The organism is Burkholderia sp. 22PA0106, from assembly GCF_047497155.1.
In the GTDB taxonomy this organism is placed as follows: domain Bacteria; phylum Pseudomonadota; class Gammaproteobacteria; order Burkholderiales; family Burkholderiaceae; genus Burkholderia.
The window spans coordinates 1,325,075-1,351,186 of record NZ_CP163163.1; the positions used below are offsets into that span (position 1 = coordinate 1,325,075).

19 protein-coding genes are annotated in these 26,112 nt (G+C 68.1%); 12 read left to right on the forward strand and 7 right to left on the reverse strand.

Features of this window, described 5'->3' with window-relative positions; all coding sequences use genetic code 11:
- Nucleotides 1-9 precede the first annotated feature (9 nt).
- From AB4850_RS20865 to AB4850_RS20880, 4 genes are all read right to left on the reverse strand, one after another.
- Complete coding sequence (locus tag AB4850_RS20865; RefSeq protein ID WP_414444895.1) at nucleotides 10-1,986, reverse strand: bifunctional 5-dehydro-2-deoxygluconokinase/5-dehydro-2-deoxyphosphogluconate aldolase; 1,977 nt, start codon at nucleotides 1,984-1,986, stop codon at nucleotides 10-12.
- Between the two features lie 12 nt (nucleotides 1,987-1,998).
- Complete coding sequence (locus tag AB4850_RS20870; RefSeq protein ID WP_414444896.1) at nucleotides 1,999-2,808, reverse strand: ATP-binding cassette domain-containing protein; 810 nt, start codon at nucleotides 2,806-2,808, stop codon at nucleotides 1,999-2,001.
- Between the two features lie 12 nt (nucleotides 2,809-2,820).
- Nucleotides 2,821-3,966 carry an ABC transporter permease gene (locus AB4850_RS20875; RefSeq protein ID WP_414444897.1) on the reverse strand — a complete coding sequence of 382 codons (1,146 nt, stop codon included), beginning with the start codon at nucleotides 3,964-3,966 and terminating at the stop codon, nucleotides 2,821-2,823.
- A 109-nt stretch (nucleotides 3,967-4,075) separates the two neighbouring features.
- Complete coding sequence (locus AB4850_RS20880) at nucleotides 4,076-5,152, reverse strand: sugar ABC transporter substrate-binding protein (RefSeq protein WP_414444898.1); 1,077 nt, start codon at nucleotides 5,150-5,152, stop codon at nucleotides 4,076-4,078.
- A 194-nt stretch (nucleotides 5,153-5,346) separates the two neighbouring features.
- Here AB4850_RS20880 and AB4850_RS20885 point away from each other — a divergent pair, with 194 nt between their 5' ends.
- From AB4850_RS20885 to AB4850_RS20925, 9 genes are all read left to right on the forward strand, one after another.
- Nucleotides 5,347-6,225, forward strand: a complete 879-nt coding sequence (locus AB4850_RS20885) for a MurR/RpiR family transcriptional regulator (RefSeq protein WP_414444899.1) — start codon at nucleotides 5,347-5,349, stop codon at nucleotides 6,223-6,225.
- The gene (iolG, locus tag AB4850_RS20890; protein WP_414444900.1) at nucleotides 6,218-7,237 is read left to right on the forward strand and encodes an inositol 2-dehydrogenase; all 1,020 of its coding nucleotides are present in this window, start codon (nucleotides 6,218-6,220) and stop codon (nucleotides 7,235-7,237) included. Before AB4850_RS20885 ends, iolG begins: the two co-directional genes overlap by 8 nt.
- A gap of 11 nt (nucleotides 7,238-7,248) precedes the next feature.
- Nucleotides 7,249-8,286, forward strand: coding sequence for a Gfo/Idh/MocA family oxidoreductase (locus AB4850_RS20895; RefSeq protein WP_414444901.1), 1,038 nt, complete (start codon nucleotides 7,249-7,251; stop codon nucleotides 8,284-8,286).
- Between the two features lie 135 nt (nucleotides 8,287-8,421).
- Nucleotides 8,422-8,649, forward strand: coding sequence for a sulfurtransferase TusA family protein (locus tag AB4850_RS20900; RefSeq protein ID WP_414444902.1), 228 nt, complete (start codon nucleotides 8,422-8,424; stop codon nucleotides 8,647-8,649).
- A gap of 485 nt (nucleotides 8,650-9,134) precedes the next feature.
- A complete protein-coding gene (locus AB4850_RS20905) occupies nucleotides 9,135-9,590 on the forward strand; it encodes a hypothetical protein (RefSeq protein ID WP_414444903.1) in 456 nt (151 codons plus the stop codon).
- Between the two features lie 206 nt (nucleotides 9,591-9,796).
- Nucleotides 9,797-10,501 carry a response regulator transcription factor gene (locus AB4850_RS20910; protein ID WP_414444904.1) on the forward strand — a complete coding sequence of 235 codons (705 nt, stop codon included), beginning with the start codon at nucleotides 9,797-9,799 and terminating at the stop codon, nucleotides 10,499-10,501.
- Complete coding sequence (locus AB4850_RS20915) at nucleotides 10,498-11,874, forward strand: FecR domain-containing protein (protein ID WP_414444905.1); 1,377 nt, start codon at nucleotides 10,498-10,500, stop codon at nucleotides 11,872-11,874. Before AB4850_RS20910 ends, AB4850_RS20915 begins: the two co-directional genes overlap by 4 nt.
- 48 nt (nucleotides 11,875-11,922) lie before the next feature.
- The gene (locus AB4850_RS20920; protein WP_414445571.1) at nucleotides 11,923-14,304 is read left to right on the forward strand and encodes a CHASE2 domain-containing protein; all 2,382 of its coding nucleotides are present in this window, start codon (nucleotides 11,923-11,925) and stop codon (nucleotides 14,302-14,304) included.
- Between the two features lie 55 nt (nucleotides 14,305-14,359).
- Nucleotides 14,360-15,004 carry a DUF4136 domain-containing protein gene (locus AB4850_RS20925; RefSeq protein WP_414444906.1) on the forward strand — a complete coding sequence of 215 codons (645 nt, stop codon included), beginning with the start codon at nucleotides 14,360-14,362 and terminating at the stop codon, nucleotides 15,002-15,004.
- A gap of 87 nt (nucleotides 15,005-15,091) precedes the next feature.
- On the opposite strand, the gene galU is transcribed toward AB4850_RS20925, so the two are convergent.
- Together galU and AB4850_RS20935 are read right to left on the reverse strand one after the other, a co-directional pair.
- Nucleotides 15,092-15,973 (reverse strand): UTP--glucose-1-phosphate uridylyltransferase GalU, encoded by an 882-nt coding sequence (gene galU, locus AB4850_RS20930; protein WP_414444907.1) that lies wholly within the window; start codon nucleotides 15,971-15,973, stop codon nucleotides 15,092-15,094.
- An 88-nt stretch (nucleotides 15,974-16,061) separates the two neighbouring features.
- Nucleotides 16,062-18,932 carry a valine--tRNA ligase gene (locus AB4850_RS20935; RefSeq protein ID WP_414444908.1) on the reverse strand — a complete coding sequence of 957 codons (2,871 nt, stop codon included), beginning with the start codon at nucleotides 18,930-18,932 and terminating at the stop codon, nucleotides 16,062-16,064.
- Between the two features lie 210 nt (nucleotides 18,933-19,142).
- Here AB4850_RS20935 and AB4850_RS20940 point away from each other — a divergent pair, with 210 nt between their 5' ends.
- Together AB4850_RS20940 and AB4850_RS20945 are read left to right on the forward strand one after the other, a co-directional pair.
- A complete protein-coding gene (locus AB4850_RS20940) occupies nucleotides 19,143-21,524 on the forward strand; it encodes a UvrD-helicase domain-containing protein (RefSeq protein ID WP_414444909.1) in 2,382 nt (793 codons plus the stop codon).
- A 2-nt stretch (nucleotides 21,525-21,526) separates the two neighbouring features.
- Nucleotides 21,527-22,360, forward strand: a complete 834-nt coding sequence (locus AB4850_RS20945) for a 5'-methylthioadenosine/adenosylhomocysteine nucleosidase (protein WP_414444910.1) — start codon at nucleotides 21,527-21,529, stop codon at nucleotides 22,358-22,360.
- An 86-nt stretch (nucleotides 22,361-22,446) separates the two neighbouring features.
- Here the strand turns inward: AB4850_RS20945 and AB4850_RS20950 are convergent, their stop codons facing one another.
- Nucleotides 22,447-23,700: an MFS transporter gene (locus AB4850_RS20950; RefSeq protein WP_414444911.1), complete on the reverse strand. Its 1,254-nt coding sequence runs from the start codon at nucleotides 23,698-23,700 to the stop codon at nucleotides 22,447-22,449.
- 346 nt (nucleotides 23,701-24,046) lie between these two features.
- Here AB4850_RS20950 and AB4850_RS20955 point away from each other — a divergent pair, with 346 nt between their 5' ends.
- The gene (locus tag AB4850_RS20955) at nucleotides 24,047-25,705 is read left to right on the forward strand and encodes a methyl-accepting chemotaxis protein (RefSeq protein ID WP_414444912.1); all 1,659 of its coding nucleotides are present in this window, start codon (nucleotides 24,047-24,049) and stop codon (nucleotides 25,703-25,705) included.
- Nucleotides 25,706-26,112 lie beyond the last annotated feature (407 nt).

Sequence of the window (26,112 nt, forward strand, 5' to 3'; positions counted from 1 at the left end):
TGATCCCTCCTAGGCGACCCGGCGGGCCGCGACCTCGCCGGCACGCGCATCGCGCCAGGCGCCGATCAGCGTCTCGAAGATGGCGCGCACCCGCGCGATCACGCCCGCGTCGTCGATCTCGCCGGCCAGCCAGGCCCGGCTCGGTTCCCAGAAGATCGTGCGGCCGACCGTGAAGCCGCGACAGGTGTTCGACGCGGCCGCGGCCGCGAAGCCGCCCACCAGTTGCTCGACCGGCGCGGACAGGCCGAGCAGCACCACGCCGAGGCAATACGGATCGCGCTCGGCGATCAGGCGGTCGACGTCGCGCCATTGCGCCGCGTCGAGCGGTTCGAGCTTCCACCACTCGGGATGGATGCCGAGGTTGTAGAGCCGCTTGAGCGCGCGATAAACCACGTCGGGGCCGTCGGGCAGATCGGCGCGGCGCGGCGGAATCACTTCGAGCAGCAGCGCGTGGCCGCTGGCCTGCACGGCGTCGTACAGCGCGCGCAACTGCGTTTCCTGTTCGAGCCGAACCGCCAGCGCGTCGTCGGGGTGATAGCGCACCAGGCACTTGGCGATCTGTTCGGCCGGCCAGGTTTCGAGCGTGGAGCCGACCGAGCGGCCATGATCGAATTCGAGCGGCAGCGAGCCGGGCAGTTCGACCGGGCGGCCGACCCACCAGCCGCGTCCGGTCGCGTCGTTGAGCGCGTCCTGGCCGTAGCGGTCGTCGATCAGCACGCCGATCTGGCCTTGCAGGCCGAGTTCGGTTTCGGTCTGCGCGACCGCCTCGACGAACAGCCGCTTCAACTCGGCGATCCGCGTGAGCGGCGCGCCCGTCTGCTGCGCCAGCTCGAAGAACTGGTTGCGATGGTCGAACGCAAAGCCGAGCACCTGATCCCATTGGCGGCGCGGCGGGCTGACGCGATGCAGGCGCGCGAGCGCCGGATCGAGATCGGGGCGGCGCATGCGTTGCGGGTCGCGCGCGGCCTCGCTCAGGAAGTGCGTCAGCTCGGCCGGCGTGGGCATCGCGGGCGAGCAGCCGTGGCGCGACACCACCAGCGCGCCGCAGGCGTTCGCGGTGCGGGCCGCCGCTTCGAGCGGTGCGCCACGCAGCCATTGCGACAGCAGGCCCGAGGCGAACGCGTCGCCGGCGCCCAGCACGTTGAGCACCTCCACTTCGACGCCGCCGATCAGCGTCAGCGCGTCGAGCGTTTTCGGCACGGCCGCCTCGACGATCGAGCAGCCGAGCGGCCCGCGCTTGACCACCAGCGTGGCGCCGGTCACGCGGCGCACCATCTCCAAGGCATCGAGCAGCGTATCCTTGCCGCCCGCGATGCGGAATTCCTCCTCGGTGCCGATCACCAGATCGAACAGCGGCAGAATCCGCTGCAAATGCGCGGTCACGCCCTCGTTGGCGATGAAGCGGGTTTCGCCGTCGGCCTTGCCGGTCAGCCCCCACAGCACCGGCCGGTAATCGATGTCGAGCACGGTGCGCACCTGATGGCGGCGCGCGTAGTCGAGCGCGCGGCGGCTCGCGCGGTTGACCTTGTCGGTGGAGAAGTGCGTGCCGGTGATCAGCAGCGCCTTCGAGGAGGCGATGAACGTTTCATCGATGTCGTCCTCGTCGATCGCCATGTCGGCGCAGTTCTCGCGATAGAACACCAGCGGGAAGCTGTCGCGATCCTTGATGCCGAGCAGCACCAGCGCGGTCAGGCGCGCCTCGTCGGTGATCAGCTGGCGCGTGTCGCAGCCTTCGCGCTCCAGCGTGTCGCGCACGAAGCGGCCCATGTGGTCGTTGCCCACGCGCGCCAGCATCGCCGATTTCAAACCGAGCCGCGCGGTGCCGAACGCGATGTTGCCGGACGAGCCGCCCAGGTATTTCGCGAAGCTCGTCGCGTCTTCCAGGCGGGCGCCGATCTGCTCCGCGTACAGGTCCACGGCGACGCGGCCGATGCAGATCACATCGAGCGCCCGGTTCTGCGCGAAGGAAAGGGGGGAGTGAGCCATGTCGGTTCCTGGTTAGATCACGGCGCCGTCGAGTTCGGCGACCATCTTCTGCATTTCCGCGCCGCCGGCCATCATGTCGAGCACCTCGTCCTTGCTGATGGTGTCCTTGGTGAAGGTGCCGAGCGAGCGCCCGCGGTTGAGCAGCGTGAACGAATCGCCGATCGGGTAGGCGTGGTGGACGTTGTGGGTGATGAAGATCACCGAGATGCCCTTGGCGCGCGCGGTGTGGATCAGCTTGAGCACGTTGAAGCTCTGCTTGACGCCGAGCGCGGCGGTCGGCTCGTCGAGGATCAGCACGCGCGCGCCGAAATGGATGGCGCGCGCGATCGCGAGACACTGGCGCTCGCCGCCCGACATGGTGCCGATCGGCTGATGCGCGTCGCGCACGTGGATGCCCATCTCGGCCAGCTTGCCGCGCGCCACCTCGGCGGCCAGGTCGAGATCCATCACGTCGATCAGGCCGAACAGCTTGCGGGTGGGCTCGCGGCCCATGAAGAAATTGCGCGCCACCGACAGCAGCGGCACCAGCGCCAGATCCTGATAGACGGTGGCGATGCCGAGGTCGAGCGCGTCCTTGGGCGATTCGAAGCGCACCGGCTGGCCGTCCACCAGGTAGCGGCCCTCGGACGGCGCGTGCACGCCGGCCAGCGTCTTGATCAGCGTGGATTTGCCGGCGCCGTTGTCGCCGAGCAGGCAATGCACCTCGCCGCGCCGCAGTTTCAGGTTGATGTCCGACAGGGCGATCACCTTGCCGAAGAACTTGCTGACGCCGTCGAGTTCGAGAATCGTGTCGTGCGCGGACGCACCGGAAGGCTGGGACATGAGTCGGCTCCGTTACGCTTGCGCCACGCGGCGGCGCACATAGTGGTTGAACAGCACGGCGATCAGCAGCATCACGCCGAGGAACACGCGGAACCAGTCCGAGCTGATGTTGGTGTAGGTGATGCCGATCTGCACCACGCCGAAGATCAGCGCGCCGAACGCGGCGCCCACCACCGAGCCGTAGCCGCCGGTGAGCAGCGTGCCGCCGATCACCGCGGCGATGATCGCCTCGAACTCCTTCTGCAGGCCGCGGTCGGCCGCCGCCGAGCCGATGTCGGCCACCTGCAGCACGGCGAACAGGCAGGCGCAGAACGCGGTCAGCACGAACAGCAGGATCTTCACGCGGCGCACCGGCACGCCCACGTTCTTGGCCGCGTTGGCGTCGCCGCCCACCGCCAGGATCCAGTTGCCCCAGCGCGTCTTGGCCAGCACGAACGCGCCGATCGCCGTGACCGCCAGCCACCACAGGATCACCTTCGGCACGCCCGGCACCAGCGGGTCGCCATTGTCGAGCAGGCCGCCGACGCCCAGGTGCGCGAGCCAGCGGAACAGGCCGTGGAACGCCACGCCCTGGAACAGCGCATGGGTGAGCGGATCGGCGTGGGCGTAATCGCCGAGGCCCGAGATGATGGTGCGATCCGCGAACATCACCGACAGCGCCAGCGTCAGGCCGCGCAGGATGAACATGAACGCCAGCGTGACGATGAACGACGGCAGCCGGGTGCGCATCACCAGATAGCCGTTCAGGGCGCCGAGCGCCATCGAGCCGGCGAACGCGAAGATCACGGCGGCCCAGATCGGCCAGTGGAAATAGGCGGTGGGGATCGCGACCATCATGCCGGCGAAGCCGATCATCGAGCCGATCGACAGGTCGAACTCGCCGGCCACCATCAGCAGGCAGGCGCCCACCGAGAGGATGCCGAGATAGGCCGCCACCTGGGACCAGTTCATGATCCCGTCGAGGTTGAACATGCCCGAGCCGCCCGCGCCGATCGCGAAGATCGCGAACACCAGCACGGCGCCGGAAATCGCGGCGAATTCGGGACGATTGAGAAAGCGCGAGAACCAGGCCTCGCCGCGCAGCCGCTCGTCGGCGCGCGCGCCGGGCTGCGGGGTTTCCTGGGACTGCGCTGTCAGTTGCTTGCCGGCTACACCCATGATGTCTCCTTGATGCCGCGGCGCGTGGGAAAGCGGGCAAACGCAAGCCCGACGCGCCGGCACGAAAGCGCGGCAGCACGCCGCGCGGTCAACGTTGTCCTGCCGTGCCTCAGCGGTACTGGCCCGCGTATTTCACGACCTTGTCCAGGTTGTCCTTGGTGATGAAGCCGGGGCCGGAGCGGATGTTCTTCGGGCCGTAGGACGGTTGCAGCCCGTAGGTCGCGAGGCGCGCCTGGAATTTTGGATTGGCTTCGAGGATCTGGCGGATCTTCACCGGGTCGGTGGTCTTGTCCTTCTTCACGATCGCGAGCACGGCCACCGGGATGTAGCCCTGCAAATACGGCTGCTGATCGATCGCGAACTGGATCGTGCCGGCGCGGATCGCCTTGGCGATGTCGTCGGAGAAGTCGAACGTCGCGAAGTAGACCTTGCCCGACAGCCCCATCTGTTGCAGCGCCTTGAGCGTGGCGGCGGCCGGCACCGGGCCGAGCGTCAGCACGGCCTGGGTCTTCGGATGGTTGCGCAAGTAGGCGCTGACCTTCGATTGAATTTCGGTCGGATCGGTGCCGGCGTCGATCGTGGAGGCCTTCATGTCCGCGCCGATCGCATCGGCGAAGCCGCGGCAGCGCTCGAACGACACCGGGTTGGTGGCCAGGTGGTTCACGCACAGGAACGACTTGACGCCCGCGGCCTTGGCCTTTTCGCCGGCCGCCTGGCCCGCCACGTATTCGGGCTGGCCCACGTGCATGATCGCGCCGAGCTGGGTGCTCTGTTCCTCGGTGCCCGAGTTGATGGTGACGAGCGGGATCTTCTTGGCGGTGACCTTGCCGATCGAACTCTTGAGCACGTCGAAATCGGCGATGGTGGTGATCACGCCGTCGTAGTCGCGCGCGGCGGCCTGTTCGATCAGGCGCGACATGTCGGCGATGTCGCCGTTGGGAGGATTGCGGTAATCGGTCGTGACGTTGAAATCCGCGTCGGCCTGCTTGATCGCGTTCTTGATGGTGTTCCACCACGAATCGGAATCGGGCGCGTGACTGATCAGGACGAATCGGGCATCGGCTGCCTGCGCGGGCAGCGCGGCGGTGCCCAGGCCGGCCGCGACGGCCAGCGCTGCCGCAAGCGTTCTCAGGCTCGCCGTGACGCCGGACGAGCGAAAGCCGGCCTTGCCATTGCAAAGTCTCATGTCTCCACCTGTGTCGGTTCTGTTATGGGTCGAACGTTGCCGTTCACGAGCAAGATTAGGTCAAGCGCCGGGCGATTGCAAAGAAAATTTTATTTCAACTTGAAATGGAAAATGTGTTCCATTTTGAGAGGGCGCTGCCTATACTCGGCCCACGACATCAGCACCGGTTTGGCGCGCCGCGCCGCCGCACATTCATGGACGACACCACGCAACCCGACACCACGGTCGACGCGCTGCTGCAGCGCATCACCGATACCTACGACACGCTGCCGCGCCAGCTCAAGCGCATCGCCTCGTATATCGACGAGCACCGTTCGAGCGTGATGATGGATCGCACCAGCGACATCGCCGAGCGCTGCGGCGTGCATCCGTCGGCGGTGGTGCGCTTCGCGCAGCGTTTCGGTTTTTCCGGGTTTTCCGATTTGCAGGCGGTGTTCCGCGAGGCCTACACCGAGCGCAACCCGAGCGTGCAGAGCTATCAGCAGCGCATCCGCACGCTGATCGACGACGAGGCCGGCGCGCTGTCGGAGCCGGCCGTCGCGCGGCAGTTCATCGACGCGGCGCGCGCGGGGCTCGACGAACTGGCGGCGGGCCTCGACGACGCGCAGTTCGACGCGGCGGTCTCGATGCTGGAGAAGGCCGACAACATCTACGTGATCGGCGTGCGCCGCTCGTTTCCGGTGGCGAGCTACATCGTGTATGCGCTGCAGCACACGGCCAAGCGCGTGCATCTGGTGTCGGGCATCGGCGGCATGTACCGCGAGCAGATCCGCAGCGTGCGCAAGGGCGACGTGGTGATCGCGATCAGCTTCGCGCCGTACGGCAAGGAAACCCAGTACTGCCTGCGCGCCGCGCGCCACAACCATGCGAGCACGCTCGTCATCACGGACAGCCGGCTCTCGCCGCTGGTTCGCGAGGCGAGCGCGCATCTGCTCGTCAAGGAGGGGAGCGCGTTCGCGTTCCGTTCGCTGACGAGCACCCTCTGCCTGTGCCAGGCGCTGTTCATCGCGCTCGCGTACCGGCTCGAATTGAACGTGGAAGAAGTGAAGGACACTGGAGGATACGATGACTGAAGCAGCTCCGACGATCGACGTCGCCGTGTTCGGCGCCGGGCGTATCGGCCGCATTCACGCGGCCAATCTCGCACGCCAGCCGGGCGTGCGCCTCAAGTACGTGATCGATGTCGATCCGGCTGCCGCCGCGGCGCTCGCCGCCGAACACGGCGCGCGCGCGGCCGATGCCGACGGCGCGCTCGGCGACGCCGCGATCGGCGCCACGGTGATCTGTTCGAGCACGGATACCCATGCCGACCTGATCGTCGCGTCGGCGCAGGCCGGCAAGCACGTGTTCTGCGAGAAGCCGGTCGATCTCGCGCTGGCCCGTGCGCGGGCCTGCGAGGCGGCCGTGACGCAGGCCGGCGTGGTCTGCATGATCGGTTTCCAGCGCCGCTTCGATCCGACCTTCGAGGCCGTCAAGGCGCGCATCGAGGCGGGCGAGGTGGGCACGCCCGAGATGCTGATCGTCACGAGCCGCGACCCGGGTGCGCCGCCGGTCGGCTATATCCAGCGCTCGGGCGGCATCTTCAAGGACATGCTGATCCACGATTTCGACATCTTCCGCTGGATTCTCGACGACGAGGCCGACACGCTGCACGCCACCGGCAGCGTGCTGACCGATCCGGCGATCGGCGAGGCGGGCGACGTCGACGCGACCGCCGTGACGATCCGCACGCGGCGCGGCCGGCTCTGCCAGATCAATACGTCCCGACGCGCCGCCTACGGCTACGACCAGCGCTTCGAGCTGCTCGGCAGCGGCGGCATGCTGCAGGCCGGCAACGTGCGGCCCACCGAGGTGACCGCCTACACCGCGCAAGCGGTGTCGAACGACCTGCCCGAGGCGTTCTTCCTCGAACGCTACCGCGTGGCCTATGCGCGCGAGATCGCGCATTTCTTCGCGGCCGTGACGCGCGGCGAACCGGTGCGCACCACCATCGGCGACGGCGTGAAGGCGCTCGAGCTGGCCGAGGCGGCCACCCGTTCGTGGCGCGAGGGCCGCGCGGTGCGGCTGTCCGAAGCCGTCGCCTGAGGAGCGCCGCGATGATTTCCCAGACTCAAGCCGCACCGGTGCGGATCGGCATCGCGGGGCTCGGTCGGCTCGGCCGCCGCCATGCGGAAAACCTCGCGCGCCGCGTGAACGGCGCGCGGCTCGTGGCGGCGTGCAGCCCGGTGGCCGAGGAGTGCGCGTGGGCCGCCGACACGCTGGGCGTGTCGCGCGTATGCGAGGACGTGGCGGGGCTGATCGACGACCCCGAGGTGGACGCGCTGTGGCTCGTCACGCCGTCCTCGCTGCACGCCGACCAGATCGTGGCGGCGCTGCGCGCGGGCAAGCACGTGTTCTGCGAGAAGCCGCTGTCGCTCGATCTGGCCGAATGCGAGCGCGTGATCGCCGAGGCGAACGCGCGTCCGCACCTGCAGGCCATGATCGGCTTCATGCGCCGTTTCGATCCGAGCTACCGCGATGCCTACCAGCGCGTGGTGCAGGGCGCGATCGGCCGGCCGTTCCTGGTGCGCTCGCAAACCACCGACCAGAACGATCCCGACGGTTTCTTCGTGCGTTTCGCGCCGAGTTCGGGCGGCATCTTCCTCGATTGCTCGGTGCACGACATCGACGTGGCGCGCTGGCTGCTCGGCCGCCCGCGCGCCACCCGCGTGTTCGCGGCCGGCGCCGTGGCGCTGCACGAGGGCCTGCGCGCGTGCGGCGACGTGGACAACGGCGTGGCGATCTGCGAATTCGAGGGCGGCGCGCTGGCGATGTTCTACGCCTCGCGCACCATGGCCCACGGCAACGATTCGCACTCGGAGGTGATCGGCACGGCCGGCGCGATGACGATCGGGCGCATTCCGCGCGCGAACCGCGTCGAAATCTATGACGCGGGCGGGGTGCGTGCCGCGTGCACGCCGACGTTCTTCGACCGTTTCGAGCAGGCGTTTCTGATCGAGGCGCAGGCGTTCGTCGACGCCGTGCGCAGCGGAGCCGACTCGGGCGGCGCGACGCTGGCCGACGCGCTGGAGGCGACGCGCATCGGCCACGCGATGCGCGAGGCGCTGCACACCGGCCAGGCGGTGACGCTGTAATGCCGTAATGCGCCGGGCGGGCGCGCCGGTTTGGCCATGCGCGGCTGCATGGCGGCCGGCGGGCGCGCCCGCGCTGCGGTAAAATCGCGCCTTCACTCCGCGCCTTGCCGGCGCGTCACTCGAAGGTCGAAGCCGATGGAAGTTCACAAGGAAGTGGATGCGCGCGGGTTGAACTGCCCGCTGCCTATCCTGCGCGCCAAGAAGGCGCTTGCCGATATGGAAAGCGGCCAGATTCTCAAGGTGCTCGCCACCGACCCCGGTTCGCAGCGCGATTTCGCCGCGTTCGCGAAGCAGACGGGCAACGAGATCGTCGAATCGACCTCCCAGGACAAGACGTTCGTGTTCCTGATGCGCCGCCGCTGATTCGGCGCCGCACGCGTGAAACATGCCGCCCGGGCTTCGGCCCCGGCGGCATTTTTCATGGCGTGGCGGTTTGCGCACGCCGCCAGGACGGCGCGCAAGTTTCGTAATGAAGTTAAGGATCGCGCCGCACATCGCGTTGAACCGTCACCGAATGCGGTAACACGTCGCACCCATTTTCATCGGCATCGCAATCGCGGGCCGATTGTCGGCCGGTTATCGGACGGTGAATTTATACGAAACCCACATTGCGCGCTGGCGGCGGATTTCACGCCCAGCAAGCCATTGCGGCGAATCCTGCGATTGAAAATGCGGCGATTGCAAGAAAATCGGCCGGCGATCCGCAATGCGCGGTATCGAATCGAGAAGATTGTCTCGTCGATTATTAACGATCTAACAATGTTTAAACGAAGTTTGATCGTGTGCTCCTTATACTGCACTGCAACGCTTGACACGAGCGGCGGGAAACGCTGCACCAGGGAGAGAGCATGTTCTTCAGGCCCGGAACGGTCCGGATTCCGTTTGCCGCACCGCTCAAGGCGCGCGATCGGGTGGCCGCGATGCAGCGCATCGGGCTCGACCCGTCGCGCGACCGCCATGCGCGCGCCGCGCTCGAAGCCTACGCCGACGCCTGCGCGGCCGACATGCCGTGGTTGGCCGAATGGCTCGGCGGGATGCTTGGCCAGCCGGCGCCGGCCGTGACGCGCTGCGCGCCCACCGTGATTCGCGTGTTCGACCAGGCGCATGCCTGGGCGGCCGAGCAGCCCGATTACGCGCGCACCGCCTGGGAGCATGTGCGCGGCCAGCTTCACGCGGCGCTGGCCGAACGCGCGGCGCCTGCCGATGGCGATGGCGGCAGCGGCAGCGGCAGCGACGCGGCCGAGCGGCGCGCAGACGATGACGCACGCGGTGAACAGGACGAGACGGCCACGCCTTCGGGCTAGGCGCGCCAGGCGGAACCGATCGAAAGGACGCCCCGAAACGCTCGCGAGCCGCCAGATGGCGATCGCAGCCTCGGTGAACGTCCTGATTTTGAGAAAAGAAGCGATCCAGACACAATGGCGGCACAGCGTCGCATCGTGTCGAGTCGTGCCGGTTTCGACCGGAAAAGCGAGGGGCGGCAGCCGCCGCCGCCGCACTGCGGGGTGCTATGAGAATTGCTGTATTGGATGACGACGAAGCGCAAACCGATTTCGTCAGCCAGACGCTGACCGCGGTCGGCCATACCTGCTATGCCTTCAGCGAGGGCAAGGTGCTGAAGAAGCGCCTGCAGCGCGAAACCTTCGACCTGCTGGTGCTGGACTGGAACGTGCCGGACCTGTCGGGCGAGGAACTGCTGAAGTGGGTGCGCGAGCAGCAGGTCGAGCACCGGCTGCCGATCATCTTCATGACGAGCCGCGACGACGAGGCCGGCATCACCGCGATCCTGAACGCCGGCGCGGACGATTACGTGGTCAAGCCGGTCTCGGGCGGCATCCTGCGCGCGCGCATCGGTTCGCTGCTGCGCCGTGCCTATCCGGCCCGTTCCGAATCGATCGTGCGCGAGTTCGACAGCTATCGGTTCGACACGAACCTGAAGCAGGCCTTCGTCGGCGATCAGCCGGTCAGCCTGACGCAGAAGGAATTCGACCTGGCGCTGCTGCTGTTCCAGCACGTCGATCAGCCGCTGTCGCGCGCGCACATTCTCGATCTGGTCTGGAAGCAGGCCACCGATATCCCGTCGCGGACCATGGATACCCACGTCTCGATGCTGCGCACCAAGCTCGCGCTGCGGCCCGAGAACGGCTACCGGCTCGCGCCGATCTACGGCTACGGCTACCGGCTCGAACGGCTGCCACTGGACGCCGCCGAATGACGGGCGCGCCGGCCGCGCGACGCGGCGGATTGCGCGCGATCGCGATGGGGTGCGTGGCTTTGTGCGGCTCGCTCGCCGCCGCGGGCGCGGCCGCGCAGGCGACAGCGGCGGCGGGGCGCGGGGTGGGCGCCACCGTGCCGTACGTCACGCACGACGGCGACACGCTCTACGCGATCTCGCAGCAGTATCTGCAAGGCGCCGACGACTGGCGGCAGGTCGCGCGCCTGAACGGCGTGCCCGCGCCGAAGCGGCTGCAACGCGGCCTCGCCATCCGGTTGCCGGCCGCGCGACTGCGCACGGTGCTGCTCGCAGCGCGTCCGGTGGCGATGCACGGCGCGGTCGAGCGCGCCGGCCGCACCACGGCGTTCGGCCCGCTCGCGGCCGACGCGACGCTCGGCGAAGGCGACCGGCTGCGCACCGGAGCGGACGGCTTCGTCACGCTCGAGCTGACCGACGGTACGCATCTGAGCCTGCCGCCCGACAGTGAAATCGGCCTCACCGCGCTCCATCGCACGGTGCTGACCCAGACGCTGTCGCGCATCATCGACCTGAAACGCGGCTCGGTCGACAGCGACGTCACGCACATGAAGCGGCCCGACGACCGGTTCCAGATCCGTTCGCCGTCGGTGGTGGCCGGCGTGCGCGGCACGCGCTTTCGCGTGAACTACGACGCGCTCGGCGATGCGCGCACGCGCGTCGAGGTGCTGGCCGGCACGGTCGGTGTCGGGCCGGCGCGACGCCTCGATCCGACGCTGGTGCATGCCAATTTCGGCAGCATCGCGGCGGCCGACGGGCAGGTCGATACGCCGGTGCCGCTGCTCGACGCGCCTACGCTCGTCAAGCCGGGCCGCGTGCAGGACGCGGTGCAGGTCGGCTTCGATCTGGTGCCGCCGGCGGGCGGGCAGGCTTACCACGTGCAGATCGCGAGCGACGCCGGGTTTCTCGACGTGCTGCGTGAAATGCGCGTCGCGACGCCGCAGGCGCGCTTCGACGGCGTGCCCGACGGCAGCTATTTCGTGCGGATCGCGGCGATCGACGCGAACGGGCTGGAAGGGCAAGTCCGCACCTACGGTTTCGAGCGGCGGCGCTTCGACCTGCATGCCGAGGCCGGGCCGGCCAGCGGCGGCTATGCGTTCCGCTGGATGCCCGGCCGCGCGGCGGCGGGCGTGACCACGCGTTACCGGTTCGTGCTGTCGGCGTCGGCGGATCTGTCGAACCCGATCGTCGATCAGCCGGGGATGGCCGACACCCGCATGGTGATCGCGCATCTGCCGCCGGGCGACTACTACTGGAGCGTGAGCGCCGAGCAGTTCGACGGCGGTCGTTTCTACGAGAAGGCGGGCACCGTCAACAGCTTCACGCTGGCCCGCTGACGCGCGACGATGAAGCTTGCCGAAGGTTTGCTGCCCGAGTCCGGGTCCGTGCCCCCCTCGGGCCTCGCGCCCGATCCCGGCCCGCGCCGGCGGCGTCCGCTCGGCCGGCGCTTCCTGATCGAATGGCTTGCGATCGGCTGCCTCGGCGTGGCGGCGGTGTTCGCCGGCGTGTTCTGGCAGGCCACGGCCGGCGTGGATCGGCTCGTCTACGACCGCCTGCTCGGCGCACGCAGCCTGGCGCTCGATCCCGACATCGCCGTGATCGAGATCGACAACCCCAGCATCGAGCGGCTCGGCCGCTGGCCTTGGGCGCGCGATGTCCATGCGCGGTTGCTCGACGCGCTCGCGCGCGCCAGGCCGGCCGCGGTGGCGTACGACGTGCTGTTCGTCGAGCCGTCGGCCGACGATGCGGCGTTGGCCGCGGCGCTCGCGCGCGTGCCGACCTGGCTGCCGGTGCTGCTGAGTGCCGAGAACGCGGCCGGCGCGCGCGACGTGACGCCGCCGGTGCCGGCGCTGGCCGAACGCGCGGCGGGGCTCGGCCACATCAACTTCGAGGTGGACCCGGACGGCATCGTGCGCAGCGTCGCGCTGACCGAAAGCGACGGGCGGCGCGACTGGCCGCAATTGATGCTGTCGGCGGCGCGCGGGCTGGCGCCGGCTTCGCCGCTGATCCATGCGCCGCTGCCCGAGGCGGACCGCTATCTGATTCCGTTCAGTGGCGCGACGCCGCGCTATCCGGCGTATTCGCTGGCCGACGTGCTGGCCGGCAAGGTGCCCGACGCCGCGCTGCGCGGCAAGCTGGTGCTGGTCGGCGTGACGGCCTCGGGGCTCTACGACCGCTTCGCCACGCCGATTTCGGGTGAATTCGGCCCGTTGCCGGGCGTCGAGCTGCACGCCACCGTGCTCGACATGCTGCTGACCGGCCGCGCCATCTCGCCGGCCTCGCGCGGCTGGCTGTTCGCCGCCTCGCTGCCGCCGCTGGCCGCGCTGCTGGCCGGCATCCTGCTGCTGTCGCCGCGACGCGCGCTGCTGCTGGCGGTGTCGCTGACGCTGGCCTGCGTGGCCGCCAGCGCCGCGCTGCTGTCCGGCGCGCGGCTCTGGCTCACGCCCGCGCCGGCGATCCTCGGCCTGATCGTGGTGTATCCGGTGTGGAACTGGCGGCGGCTCGAAATGACGATGCGCTACCTGCGCGGCGAGCTCGAACGGCTCGCGGCCGAGCCGCATCTGTTGCCGGAGGCGCCGCGCGACCCGGCCGCGCGCGGCCGCTTCGGCGGCGACGTGCTGGAGCGTCAGATGAACCTGATGGCGCAGGCCGCGCAGCGCGTGCAGGACATGAAGCGGTTCGTCTGGGACAGCCTCGACAGCATGCCCGAGCCGATCTTCGTGACCGACGTGGCCGGCATCGTGCTGATCGCCAACCACGCGGCCAAGTGCTATTGCGCGCGGGTGCGGGTGGCCGCGCCGGAAGGGCGGCCGCTGCGTGCCGCGCTCGGCGAGCTGGCCTTCGTCAAGACGGTGGCGCATCCCGAGCACGAGGCGGCGCTGCGTGCGGCCTGGCCCGACGCGCTCGATCCGACGCGCGGCCAGGCCCCGGCGCTGCTCGAAAGCGGCCTGGAAGTGCGTGATGTCGACGGCCTCGACCATCTGCTACGCTACGCGCCGTGTACCAATGCCGAGGGGCGCGCGAGCGGCTGGATCGCTGGGCTGGTGGACGTCAGCACGCTGCACGCGGCCGAGCGGCAGCGCGAGGAAGCGCTGCATCTGCTGTCGCACGACATGCGCTCGCCGCAGGCGTCGATCCTCGCGCTGTTGCAGTTCGAGCGCCAGCGCGCCGATGCGCCGGCCGCGCAGGCCGAATTGTTCGGCCGCATCGAGCGTCATGCGCGGCGCGCGTTGTCGCTGGCCGACGAGTTCGTGCATCTGGCCCGCGCGGAATCGCAGACCTACCGGATCGACGTGACGAATTTCGCCGATCTGCTGATCGACGCCAGCGACGAGGTGTGGCCGCAGGCGCAGGCCAAGCGAATCCGCATCGACGCGCAGGTCGGCGCCGAGCCTTGCTGGATCGGCGCCGACCGCTCGCTGATGACGCGCGCGCTGGTGAACGTGCTCAACAACGCGGTCAAGTACAGCCCGGCCGATACGCTGATCACGTGCCGCTTCACCGCCGAGCCGTCGCCGCCGCGCGTGACCTGCACGATCCGCGACCAGGGCTATGGCATCGCGCCCGAGGATCAGCCGCATCTGTTCGAGCGGTTCCGGCGCTTTCACGCGAGCGAGCGGCCCGAGGTGACGGGCGCGGGGCTCGGCATGGTATTCGTCAAGACGGTCGTGATGCGCCACGGCGGCAGCATCGCGGTGGATAGCGCGGTGGGCGCCGGCACGGCGATCTCGATCACGCTGCCGCGGCTCGACGAGCCCGGTGAATGAGCGCGGCGGCGCGACGCAACAGAGGCTTCCAGCAAGCCACGCGAGGAGAACGGGAATGAAAACGATTCGGGCGATGGGAATGATGAGCGCCGGCTTCGCGGTGGCGCTGCTGGCCGGGTGCGCCGCGCCGACCACCGGCGTCAGCGTGACCGGGCAGCCGGCCGGCTTCGGCACGGCCGGGCAGACCTACGAACTGACGCGCACCGATGCGCAGGACGGCAACGCGCAGTACGCGCGCGTCGAGACGCTGGTGCGCGACGCGTTGGCGCACGACGGCTATCGGCAGGCCGACGCGGGGCAGGCGGCGCGCTACCGGCTCGCGATCGCCTACGCGACGCAGCCGGCCGAGCTCGCGCTCGGCGCGCCGTGCCCGATCAACAGCGGGCCGTGCTCCGATGCGCCGGGCTTGCGCGTCGACGGCTCCGCGCCGTTTCCGCTGCCGTTCGGCAAGCCGGTCTACCGGCATCTGCTGACGCTGCGTTTCGTCGATCGCCGCACGGGAGCCACGGCCTATCAGGTCACGGCCGCCGCGCGCGACCGCCAGCCCGATGCGCTCGCCGCGATGCCGCTGCTGGTGCGCGGCGCGCTGGCCAAGCTGCCGTTCGACGACGCGCGCGGCTGGCTGGTGAAGACGCGGCCCGATCCGGCGGGCGGCCTGCCCGGGGTGGTATCGGTCAAACCGGCTGCCGCTGCGCAGTAAGCCGGGGCCGCACAGTAAAAAACGCCGCATGAAGCGGCGTTTTTCATGCTGCCCGCGTTGGAAAACGCGGTTGAACAGGGCGGGGCTTTACACCGACTGATGCGTGCCGCGTTCGCGCAGGTATTGCTCGAACTCGTCGCGCACTTCCGGGTGGCGCAAGGCGAACTCGACCGTCGCCTTCAGATAGCCGAGCTTGCTGCCGCAGTCGAAGCGCGTGCCTTGATACTTGTAGGCCAGCACTTGTTCGTCGGCGAGCAGCGCCTCGATCGCGTCGGTGAGCTGCAGCTCGCCGCCGGCGCCGGGCTTGATCGAACGCAGGTGTTCGAAGATGCGCGGCTTCAGGATGTAGCGGCCGACCACGCCGAGGTTCGACGGCGCGTCTTCGGGCGCCGGCTTCTCGATGATGCCCGACAGCTTGATGATCGAGTCTTCCCACTCCTTGCCGTCGACGATGCCGTACGAGCGCGTTTCGCTCGGGGGGATCTCTTCGACGCCGATGATCGAGCTGTGATAGTGATCGAACGTATCGACCATCTGCTTCATGACGGGCGGCTGCCCGTCGAGCAGGTCGTCGGCGAGGATCACGGCGAACGGGTTGTCGCCCACCAGCTTTTCGGCGCACAACACGGCGTGACCGAGGCCGAGCGCTTCCGGCTGACGCACGTAGAAGCAATCGACGTTGGCCGGCTTGATGCTGCGCACCAGGTCGAGCAGCTTTTCCTTGCCGCGCGCTTCGAGTTCGGCTTCGACTTCGTACGACTTGTCGAAGTGATCCTCGATCGCGCGCTTGCTGCGGCCGGTCACGAAGATCATTTCCGTGATGCCGGCCGCGATCGCTTCCTCGACGGCGTACTGGATCAGGGGCTTGTCGACGACGGGCAGCATTTCCTTCGGGCTTGCCTTCGTCGCCGGCAGAAAGCGGGTGCCGAGGCCGGCAACCGGGAATACCGCCTTAGTGACTTTCAGCATGTGATCGACCTTTCATCTGGGGTTGTATCGTCCGTGCCGCCCATGTTGATTGGGCTGGCACGGTCCGTGCAAGCGGCCTTACCGTTTGTTACGCCGGCAGCCGCGCAAGCTGCGCCGCCAGTTTTTCGAGCGTGACGCGGAATTCCGCGATGCGCTTTTGCTCCTGTTCGACCACGGCCGGCGGGGCTTTCGCGACGAACGCCTCGTTGCCGAGCTTGGCTTCACACTTGCGGATTTCGTTCTCCAAACGCGCGACTTCCTTCGACAGGCGTTCGCGTTCGGCCTTCACGTCGATCTCCACCTTCAGCACCAGCTTGCTGGCGCCGACGATGGCGATCGGCGCGCCCTGGCCTTCGGCGTCGAGCGTGGCTTCGTCGGCCACGATCGTCACGTCCGACAGGCGCGCCAGCGCCTTCAGGTACGGCGCGAAGCCGGCCAGGCGGTCGAGATCGCCGGTGGCGAGCAACGGCACGCGGGTGGCCGGCGAGAGGTTCATCTCGCCGCGCAGGTTGCGGCAGGCGTCCACCACGGCCTTCAGGTCGGCGGCCCATTGCTCGGCCGTGTCGTCGAGCTTCGAGAGATCGGCGACCGGGTAGGCCTGCACCATCAGCGAGGCTTCGCCCTCGGCCTGCCCCGCCGGGTAGCGCCCCGCGAGCGGCGCCACCTTCTGCCACAGCGCTTCCGTGATGAACGGGATCACCGGGTGCGCGAGGCGCAGCACCGTCTCGAGCACGCGCAGCAGCGTGCGGCGCGTGGCCCGCTGCTGCTCCGGCGTGCCGTTCTGGATCTGCACCTTGGCCAGCTCGACGTACCAGTCGCAGTACTCGTCCCAGACGAACTTGTAGATGCTGTTGGCGATGTTGTCGAAGCGGTAATCGTCGAAGCCCTTGGCGACGTCGGCTTCCACGCGTTGCAGCAGCGAGACGATCCAGCGGTCCGCCGCCGAGAAATCGAGGTAGCCGCCGGGGCCGCAATCGCCCGCGCCGCACAGTTCCGGCTTGGCGGTGCCGCAATCGTGGCCTTCGCAGTTCATCAGCACGAAGCGCGTGGCGTTCCACAGCTTGTTGCAGAAGTTGCGGTAGCCCTCGCAGCGCGCCAGGTCGAAGTTGACGTTGCGGCCGAGCGTGGCCATCGACGCCATCGTGAAGCGCAGCGCGTCGGTGCCGAACGCCGGGATGCCGTCGGCGAATTCCTTGCGGGTTTTCTTCTCGATGCTGGCGGCCTGCTTCGGATTCATCAGGCCGGTGGTGCGCTTGGCGACCAGGTCTTCCAGCGCGATGCCGTCGATGATGTCGAGCGGGTCGAGCGTGTTGCCCTTGCTCTTCGACATCTTCTGGCCTTCCGCGTCGCGCACCAGGCCGTGCATGTAGACGGTGTGGAACGGCACCTTGCCGGTGAAATGCGTCGTCATCATGACCATCCGGGCAACCCAGAAGAAGATGATGTCGAAGCCGCTGACGAGCACCGAGGACGGCAGGAAGTGCTGGAGTTCGGGCGTTTCGTTCGGCCAGCCGAGCGAGGAGAACGGCACCAGCGCCGACGAGAACCAGGTGTCGAGCACGTCCTCGTCGCGCCTGAGCGCGCCGCCGTAGCCGGCGGCCGCGGCCTTGGCGCGCGCGCCGGCCTCGTCGCGGGCGACGAAGATCTCGCCGTTCTCGCCATACCACGCCGGGATCTGGTGGCCCCACCAGAGCTGGCGCGAGATGCACCAGTCCTGGATGTTCTCGAGCCACTGGTAGTAGGTGGTGGTCCAGTTGTCGGGCACGAACTTGATGCTGCCGTCGCGCACCACGTCGAGCGACACCTCGGTGATCGACTTGCCCGGATGGAAGCTGCCTTCGGGCGCCGGCTTGGTCATCGCGACGAACCACTGGTCGGTCAGCATCGGCTCGATCACCACGCCGGTGCGATCGCCGCGCGGCACCATCAGCTTGTGCGGCTTGACCGAATCGAGCGCGCCGAGCGCTTCCAGATCGGCCACCACGCGCTTGCGCGCCTCGAAGCGGTCGAGGCCGCGATAGGCGGGCGGCGCGTTGTCGTTGATCTTCGCGTCGAGCGTGAGGATTTCGATCTGCGCAAGCTGGTGGCGCTGGCCGACCTGGTAGTCGTTCTGATCGTGCGCGGGCGTGACCTTCACCACGCCGGTGCCGAATTCGCGGTCGACGTAATCGTCGGCGATGATCGGGATCTCGCGGTCGCACAGCGGCAGGCGCACCGACTGGCCGATCAGGTGGCGGTAGCGCTCGTCTTCCGGGTGGACCATCACGGCCACGTCGCCGAGCAGGGTTTCCGGGCGTGTGGTGGCGACCGTCAGGTGGCCGTCGCCCGAGGCGAGCGGGTAGTTGATGTGCCAGAGGCTGCCGTTTTCTTCCTCGCTGACCACCTCGAGATCGGACACGGCCGTCATCAGCACCGGGTCCCAGTTGACGAGGCGCTTGCCGCGATAGATGAGGCCCTGCTCGTAGAGCTGCACGAACACTTCGCGCACGACCGACGAGAGCTTGTCGTCCATCGTGAAATATTCGCGGCCCCAATCGGTCGAGGCGCCGAGCCGGCGCACCTGGTTGGTGATCGTGGAGCCCGATTTTTCCTTCCACTCCCACACGCGCTCGACGAACTTCTCGCGGCCGAGGTCGTGGCGGGAGATCTTCTGCGCGTCGAGCTGGCGCTCGACGACGATCTGCGTGGCGATGCCGGCGTGATCGGTGCCCGGCACCCACAGCGTGTTGTCGCCGCGCATGCGGTGATAGCGGGCCAGGCCGTCCATGATGGTCTGGTTGAACGCGTGGCCCATGTGCAGGGTGCCCGTGACGTTCGGCGGCGGGAGCTGGATCGCGAAATCGGGTTTGGCCGGGTCGAACGCCGGGGCGGCATAGCCGCGCTTTTCCCATTCCGGCCCCCAATGGGATTCGATGGTCTGGGGCTCGAAACTCTTCGCCAGCGTGCTGTCGTCGCTCATGGTTGGAAATGCCTGAAGGAATGCGTGATTGATGCGGAAACCGTGAATTATAAATGGATGCGCATCGCCCGGGAGCGCGAGGGCGCGCACGGGCTCGCCGAGGCAGCGCAAATCGCCGTGCCGATGCGCCGGCGCCAGCGCGGCGGCGCTATCCGCAACCGCTCTATAATGTCCGGCCTGTCTGACCTCCCACCGTCCGCCTCCCGCTTTATGCCCGATCTGCTCGCGAACCTGAACCCCGAACAATATGCCGCCGTCACGCTGCCCAACGAGCCCGCGCTGATCCTCGCCGGTGCGGGCAGCGGCAAGACACGCGTGCTGATCACGCGGATCGCCTGGCTGATCCAGCAAGGCCTCGCGTCGCCGCCCACCGTGCTGGCCGTCACGTTTACGAACAAGGCCGCGCGCGAAATGCTGACGCGGCTGTCGGCGATGATGCCGATCGACACGCGCGGCATGTGGATCGGCACGTTCCACGGGCTGTGCAACCGCATGCTGCGCGCGCATTACCGCGACGCCGGGCTGCCGCAAACCTTTCAGATCCTGGACACGGCCGATCAACTGTCGGCGATCAAGCGCCTGATGAAGGCCTCAAACATCGACGACGAGAAATATCCGCCGAAGAACGTCCAGTACTTCATCAACAACGCGAAAGAGCAAGGGCTGCGCCCGGACAAGGTCGAGGCCACCGACAACTTCAACCGGATGTTCGTCGAGCTGTACCAGGCCTACGACCAGCAATGCCAGCGCGAGGGCGTGGTCGATTTCCCCGAGCTGCTGCTGCGCTGCTACGAGCTGCTGATGTTCAATCCGCCGCTGCGCGCGCATTACCAGTCGCGCTTCCGGCAGATCCTGGTGGACGAGTTCCAGGATACGAACAAGCTGCAATACGCCTGGCTCAAGCTGCTGGCCGGCTCGGAAAACGCGATCTTCGCGGTGGGCGACGACGATCAGTCGATCTACGCGTTCCGTGGCGCGAACGTCGGCAACATGCGCGACTTCGAGGATGAATTCCGGGTCCGCAATCTGATCAAGCTCGAACAGAACTACCGCTCGCACGGCAATATCCTCGATGCGGCCAATCACCTGATCGCGCACAACTCGCACCGGCTCGGCAAGAACCTGCGCACCGATGCCGGGCACGGCGAGCCGGTGCGCGTGTACGAGGCGGCCACCGATTCCCAGGAAGCCGGCTGGATCGTCGAGGAAATCCGCTCGCTGATCACCACCGGCATGGCGCGCAGCGAAGTGGCCGTGCTCTATCGCAGCAACGCGCAGTCGCGCGCGATCGAGCACACGCTGATGACGGCCGGCATCGCCTATCGCGTGTATGGCGGCCTGCGCTTCTTCGAGCGCCAGGAAATCAAGCACGCGCTGGCCTATCTGCGCCTGATCGACAACCCGAACGACGATACGGCGTTCGTGCGCGTGGTCAATTTCCCGACGCGCGGCATCGGCGCGCGCTCGATCGAGCAGCTTGCCGATGCGGCGCGGCTCTACAACTGCGCGATGTCGGCCGCGATCCCTTATGTCACGGGCAAGGCCGGGTCGAGCCTCGGCGCGTTCGCGAACCTGATCGCGAAGATGCGTGCCGAGACGGCGCGGATGAGCCTGCCCGAGACGGTCGAATATGTGGTGCGCGTGAGCGGCCTCGGCGCTTTCTACGAGGGCGAGCGCGAAGGGCAGGATCGCCTCGAAAACTTGCAGGAACTGGTCAACGCGGCCACCGCGTTCGTCGGCGAGGAGGGTTACGGGCTCGATGCGCCGGCGCGTGCGGTTCCGCTGCGCCCCGGCGCGAGCGCGGCGCCCGAGATCGCCGTGGCGGGCGACGCGGCCGACACGGTGCTGGCGCCGGCCGAGCTGGGCGACCCGGCCCAGAACCCCGACACCATGACGCCGCTGGCCGGCTTCCTGTCGCACGCCTCGCTGGAGGCCGGCGACAACCAGGCGCAGGCCGGCCAGGATGCCGTGCAACTGATGACCGTGCATGCGGCCAAGGGCCTCGAATTCTCGGCCGTGTTCATCACCGGCCTGGAAGAAGGCCTGTTCCCGCACGAGAACAGCGCGCTCGAATCGGAGGGGCTGGAGGAGGAGCGCCGGCTCATGTACGTGGCGATCACGCGCGCCAAGGAGCGGCTATACATGTCGTTCGCGCAAAGCCGCATGCTGCACGGCCAGACGCGCTACAACATCCGCTCGCGCTTTTTCGACGAGCTGCCGCAGCACGTGCTGAAGTGGCTGACGCCGCAGGTCGAGGCCGGCAGCCGCTGGGGCGGCCGTGCGGACAACGCGGGCTATGGCCGCAACTGGTTCTCGCGGCCGGGCGGCGGTAGCGGCAGCAGCAGCGGCGGCTCGCGCGAGACGGTGGTCGACGCGGCCGTGACGGCGCCGCTGCCGGCGTTCGCCAACGAGAAGCGCGCGGCCGGCAACGGCTTCCGCGTCGGCCAGGCGGTGTTTCATACCAAATTCGGCGAGGGCAAGGTCACGGCCCTCGAAGGCGAAGGCGCCGATGCGAAGGCGCAGGTCCGATTCAAGCGGCACGGCGAGAAATGGCTCGCGCTGGCCGTCGCAAAACTCCAGCCGGTGGAATGATCATGACGTCTTCTCTGAGCTTCGACCGCAGCCGGCCGCTCGGCATCCTCGCCGCGCTGCCGCAGGAATTGGGCGATCTGGTCGCCGCGATGCGCGCCGAGGGCGCGGTCGAGACGATCGCGCTCGGGCAGCGCGAATACCACGTCGGCACCGCCTACGGCGTGCCCTGCGTGGTGACGCTCGCACGCGTCGGCAAGGTGGCGGCCGCCACCACGGCCACCGCGCTGATCCATCGCTTCGATGTGCGCGCGATCGTGTTCGTCGGGGTGGCCGGCGGCGTGTCGCGCGAGGTGGCGGTGGGCGACGTGGTGGTGGCGCAGGCGCTGTTGCAGCACGATCTCGACGCCTCGCCGATCTTCCCCCGCCACGAAGTGCCGCTGCTCGGCATCACGCGCTTCGCGGCCGATGCGGCGCTGTCGGCGCGGCTGCATGCGGCCTGCGACGCGTTCGTGGCCGAGCACGGCGAAGCGCTGAAGGCGCGCTTCCGGCTGCGCGGCGCGCGCGTGCATGCGGGCCTGATCATCAGCGGCGACCGGTTCGTGTCGAGCGAGCCGGAAGTCGTCGCGTTGCGCGAGGCGCTGCCCGATGCGCTGGCCGTCGAAATGGAAGGCGCGGCGCTGGCGCAGGTCTGTTACGAATACGGCGTGCCGTGCGCGGTGGTGCGCACCATCTCCGACACGGCCGACGACCACGCCACGGCCTCGTTCACGAATTTCCTGACTGAAATCGCCGCAGCCTATTCGTCGGAAATCCTGAAGGGGTTCCTGATCGGGCTGGCCGGCGCGCCGCTTGCGGCAACCGGCGAGTCCGATCCGGCGAGTGCGTTGCCGGCCTGAGAACGCCGGCCGGTTCGCGGCGCGAGCAGACGAAAAAAAGCCCGGTTCTGAACCGGGCTTTTTGCATTCGGGAAGGGCGAGGCGGCTTACGCGGCGGCCGCCGCCCGTTTCGCCTTCTTGCCCTCGACGTCGGGCAACAGCACCGTCAGCACGCCGAGCAGCGGCAGATAGGCGCAAAGCTGGTAGACGTACGACACGCTGGTCGCATCGGCGATGTCGCCGAGCACCGCCGCGCCGATCCCGCCCATCCCGAACGCGAGGCCGAAGAACAGGCCCGCCACCATCCCGACCTTGCCCGGAATCAGCTCCTGGGCGTAGACGAGGATCGCCGAGAACGCCGAGGCCAGCACCACGCCGATGATCACGGTCAGCACGCTGGTCCAGAACAGGTTTGCGTGCGGCAGCATCAGCGTGAACGGCGCGACGCCGAGGATCGACACCCAGATCACGACCTTGCGGCCGATACGGTCGCCGATCGGGCCGCCGATCACGGTGCCGGCCGCCACGGCGGCGAGGAAGATGAACAGGTGCAACTGCGCGGCTTGCACGCCGAGATGGAAGCGATCCATCAGGTAGAAGGTGAAGTAGCTGGTGATGCTGGCCAGGTAGAAATACTTCGAGAACACCAGCATCATCAGCACGCCGAGCGCGAGCAGGACCTGCTTTCTCGACAGCGTGGCATGGCGCTCGCCGGCCTTGCGCTTCTTCAGCGACGGCTGACGGCTGTACCAGCGGCCGATTTGCGCGAGCACCACGATCGCCACCAGCGCGGCCACCGACACCCACGCGATGCTGTGCTGGCCGTGCGGGATGATCACCAGCGCCGCGAGCAACGGCCCGAGCGAGGTGCCGGCGTTGCCGCCCACCTGGAACAGCGACTGCGCGAGGCCGTGGCGTCCGCCCGAGGCCATCCGCGCCACGCGCGACGATTCCGGATGGAACACCGACGAGCCGCAACCCACCAGGGCGGCCGCCACCAGCAGCACGCCGAAGCTCGGCGCGACCGACATCAGCAGCAGCCCCGACAGCGTGAAGCCCATGCCGACCGGCAGCGAATACGGCAGCGGCCGCTTGTCGGTATAGAGGCCCACCAGCGGTTGCAGCAGCGAGGCGGTGATCTGGTAGGTCAGCGTGATCAGGCCGATCTGCGCGAAGGACAGCGAGAAGTTGTCCTTCAGCATCGGATAGATCGCCAGGATCAACGACTGAATCATGTCGTTGAGCAGGTGCGAGAAGCTGATCGCGCCGAGCACCGGGTAATCGGTGCGGGCGGGCGCCGGCGCTGCGGTGGCGCCCGGCGTGTTGGGCAAGGGCTGAGCGGTATCGAGGCTGGTTTGCATGGCGAACGAGCATTGGGCGGCGGGGCCGCGCGGTGTAATGGGAATTCGTAACAGCGTCACCGGAGTGTAAATTGGCTCACTCGGATTGTCAGGCCAAGTTTTGTCGCGATTCGGACATCCTGGCGGGCTCGATTCGGTGCAGCGCGCGCACAAGATTTTTATTTGCACGAATAAAAATTGCCTCCTATCAGGACAGACCCGTACTCAAGAAAAAAATCCGACCTGCCGACAATTCCTTATCCGTGACGACACGCGCGGAATGGTCCGTGCCGCAGATCCGCGGCTGGCGGCCGTACGGTGATGCCGGAGCCGACATTTCCGGCAGCAGAATGAGTACGGGGGAAGGATGATGGGAATTTCGCTGCGCGCACGGCCGGCGACGGCAGGCATGACGTCCGGCGCCGCCGCGTCGGCCGCTTCGACACGGGGCACGCGGGCGCCGGGGCGGGCCTGGTCGGTGCGGGCGACGCTGTATGCGGCGTTCGCCGTGGTGCTGGTGGGCACGCTGGCGATCGGCCTGTTCTCGCTCTGGCAGATCAGCCGGCTCGACGAATCGATCCGCTCCGTCTACGAACAGGGCCACGTCGCGAGCCAGGCGGCCGAATCGGTGCGCGGCCACGTGTTGCGCGCGAGCCGTGCGCAGAAGATGCTGCTGACGGCCACCACGGCCAAGGAGCGCGACGATCTCGGCAACGACATCACGGGCGACCTGAACGGCATCACGACCGAACTGGCCGTGCTCGACCGCTACGCCGACGCCGGCGACCGCGCCGCGCTCGACAGCTTCGCCAAGTCGGTGAAGGACTGGAGCGGCCATCTGAGCGACTTCGTCACGCTGGTCAAGCAGCAATCGCTGGATCTGTCGCAGATGAACTGGCAGGTCGGCACGCAGGACGTGAGCCTGCTGGTCGAAACGGGCAAGCTCGAAAAGCAGGTCGATACGCTGGTCGCGGCGCGCGGCGAAGCCGCCAAGGAAACGCGCGACGCGTCCACGGCGCGCTTCCACGCCTCGCTGCTGATGATCGCCGTGATGACGGCCGGGCTGATCGTGCTGGCGATCCTGATCGCCTCGTGGGTGGTGCAGCGGCTGGGCGCGCAACTAGGCGGCGAACCGGCCACGGCAAAGGTGATCGCGGCCGGCATCGCGCGCGGCGACCTGACCCAGCCGGTCAAGCTCAGCAAGCGCGATCGCGACAGCGTGCTGTTCGCGCTCGATGCGATGCAGCGCGAACTCGGGCAGACGGTGCGCGAGATCGCGGCCAGCGCCGAGGCGATCGCGTCGGCGTCGAGCGAAATCTCCACCGGCAATCTCGATCTGTCGCAGCGCACCGAGCAGCAGGCGGTGGCGCTGGAGCGCACTTCGTCGAGCATGTCGCAACTGACTTCCACCGTGCACCAGAATGCCGAGAACGCGCGGCAGGCCAGCGCGCTGGCGCAGAACGCGTCCGACGTGGCCGAGCAGGGCGGCGAGGTGGTGGGCCGCGTGGTCAGCACCATGAACGAGATCGACGCGAGCGCCCGCAGCATTCGCGAGATCATCGGCACGATCGAGGGCATCGCGTTCCAGACCAACATCCTCGCGCTCAACGCGGCGGTCGAGGCGGCGCGCGCGGGCGAGAACGGGCGCGGCTTCTCGGTGGTGGCGAGCGAGGTGCGTTCGCTCGCGCAGCGCTCGGCCACGGCGGCCAAGGAAATCCGCCAGTTGATCGGCGCGTCGGTGGATCGCGTGGCGAACGGCGCGCAACTGGCGACCGATGCCGGCCGCACGATGGAGGACGTGGTGCGCGCGGTGCGGCGCGTGACCGACATCATCGGCGAGATTTCGGCCGCATCGACCGAACAGAGCGCCGGCATCGACGAGATCGGCCGCGCGGTCGAGCAGATGGATTCCGGCACGCAGCAAAATGCGGCGCTGGTCGAGCAGGCCGCCGCGGCGGCACGCTCGCTCGACGAGCAGGCGCAATCGCTGAAGGCGCTGGTGGGGCACTTCCGCGTGGCGGGCTGAGACGCGAAGCGCCGGGCGCCCGCTTCGTCCGTTTCCGGCACCAACGAAAAACCCCGCGATGCGTCAGGCAGCGCGGGGTTTTTCATTTCACCATGACTCCGGCACCGAACTTCGCTGGACTACGCCGAAGCCCGGTACGGCAGGTTGATCAACCGCTCAGGCGAAGCATCGGTACCCAATCGCCCGCTTCGAGACTCACGTAGTATCGCCGGGGTTGGCAAGCGCGCCTGCTTCTGCCTTTGTGGACAGCACGACTTTGCGCGCTGTCGCAGATGTTTTTAAAATTGCGCTGCGACCACACATTACCGAGGTATTCGTCATGCGTCCTTGATGCCGCCGTCTATACGACGGCCAGTCTCCACCTACCCCCACGAACAGGGGGAGTTCTTGGCATCCTTGGAAATGAC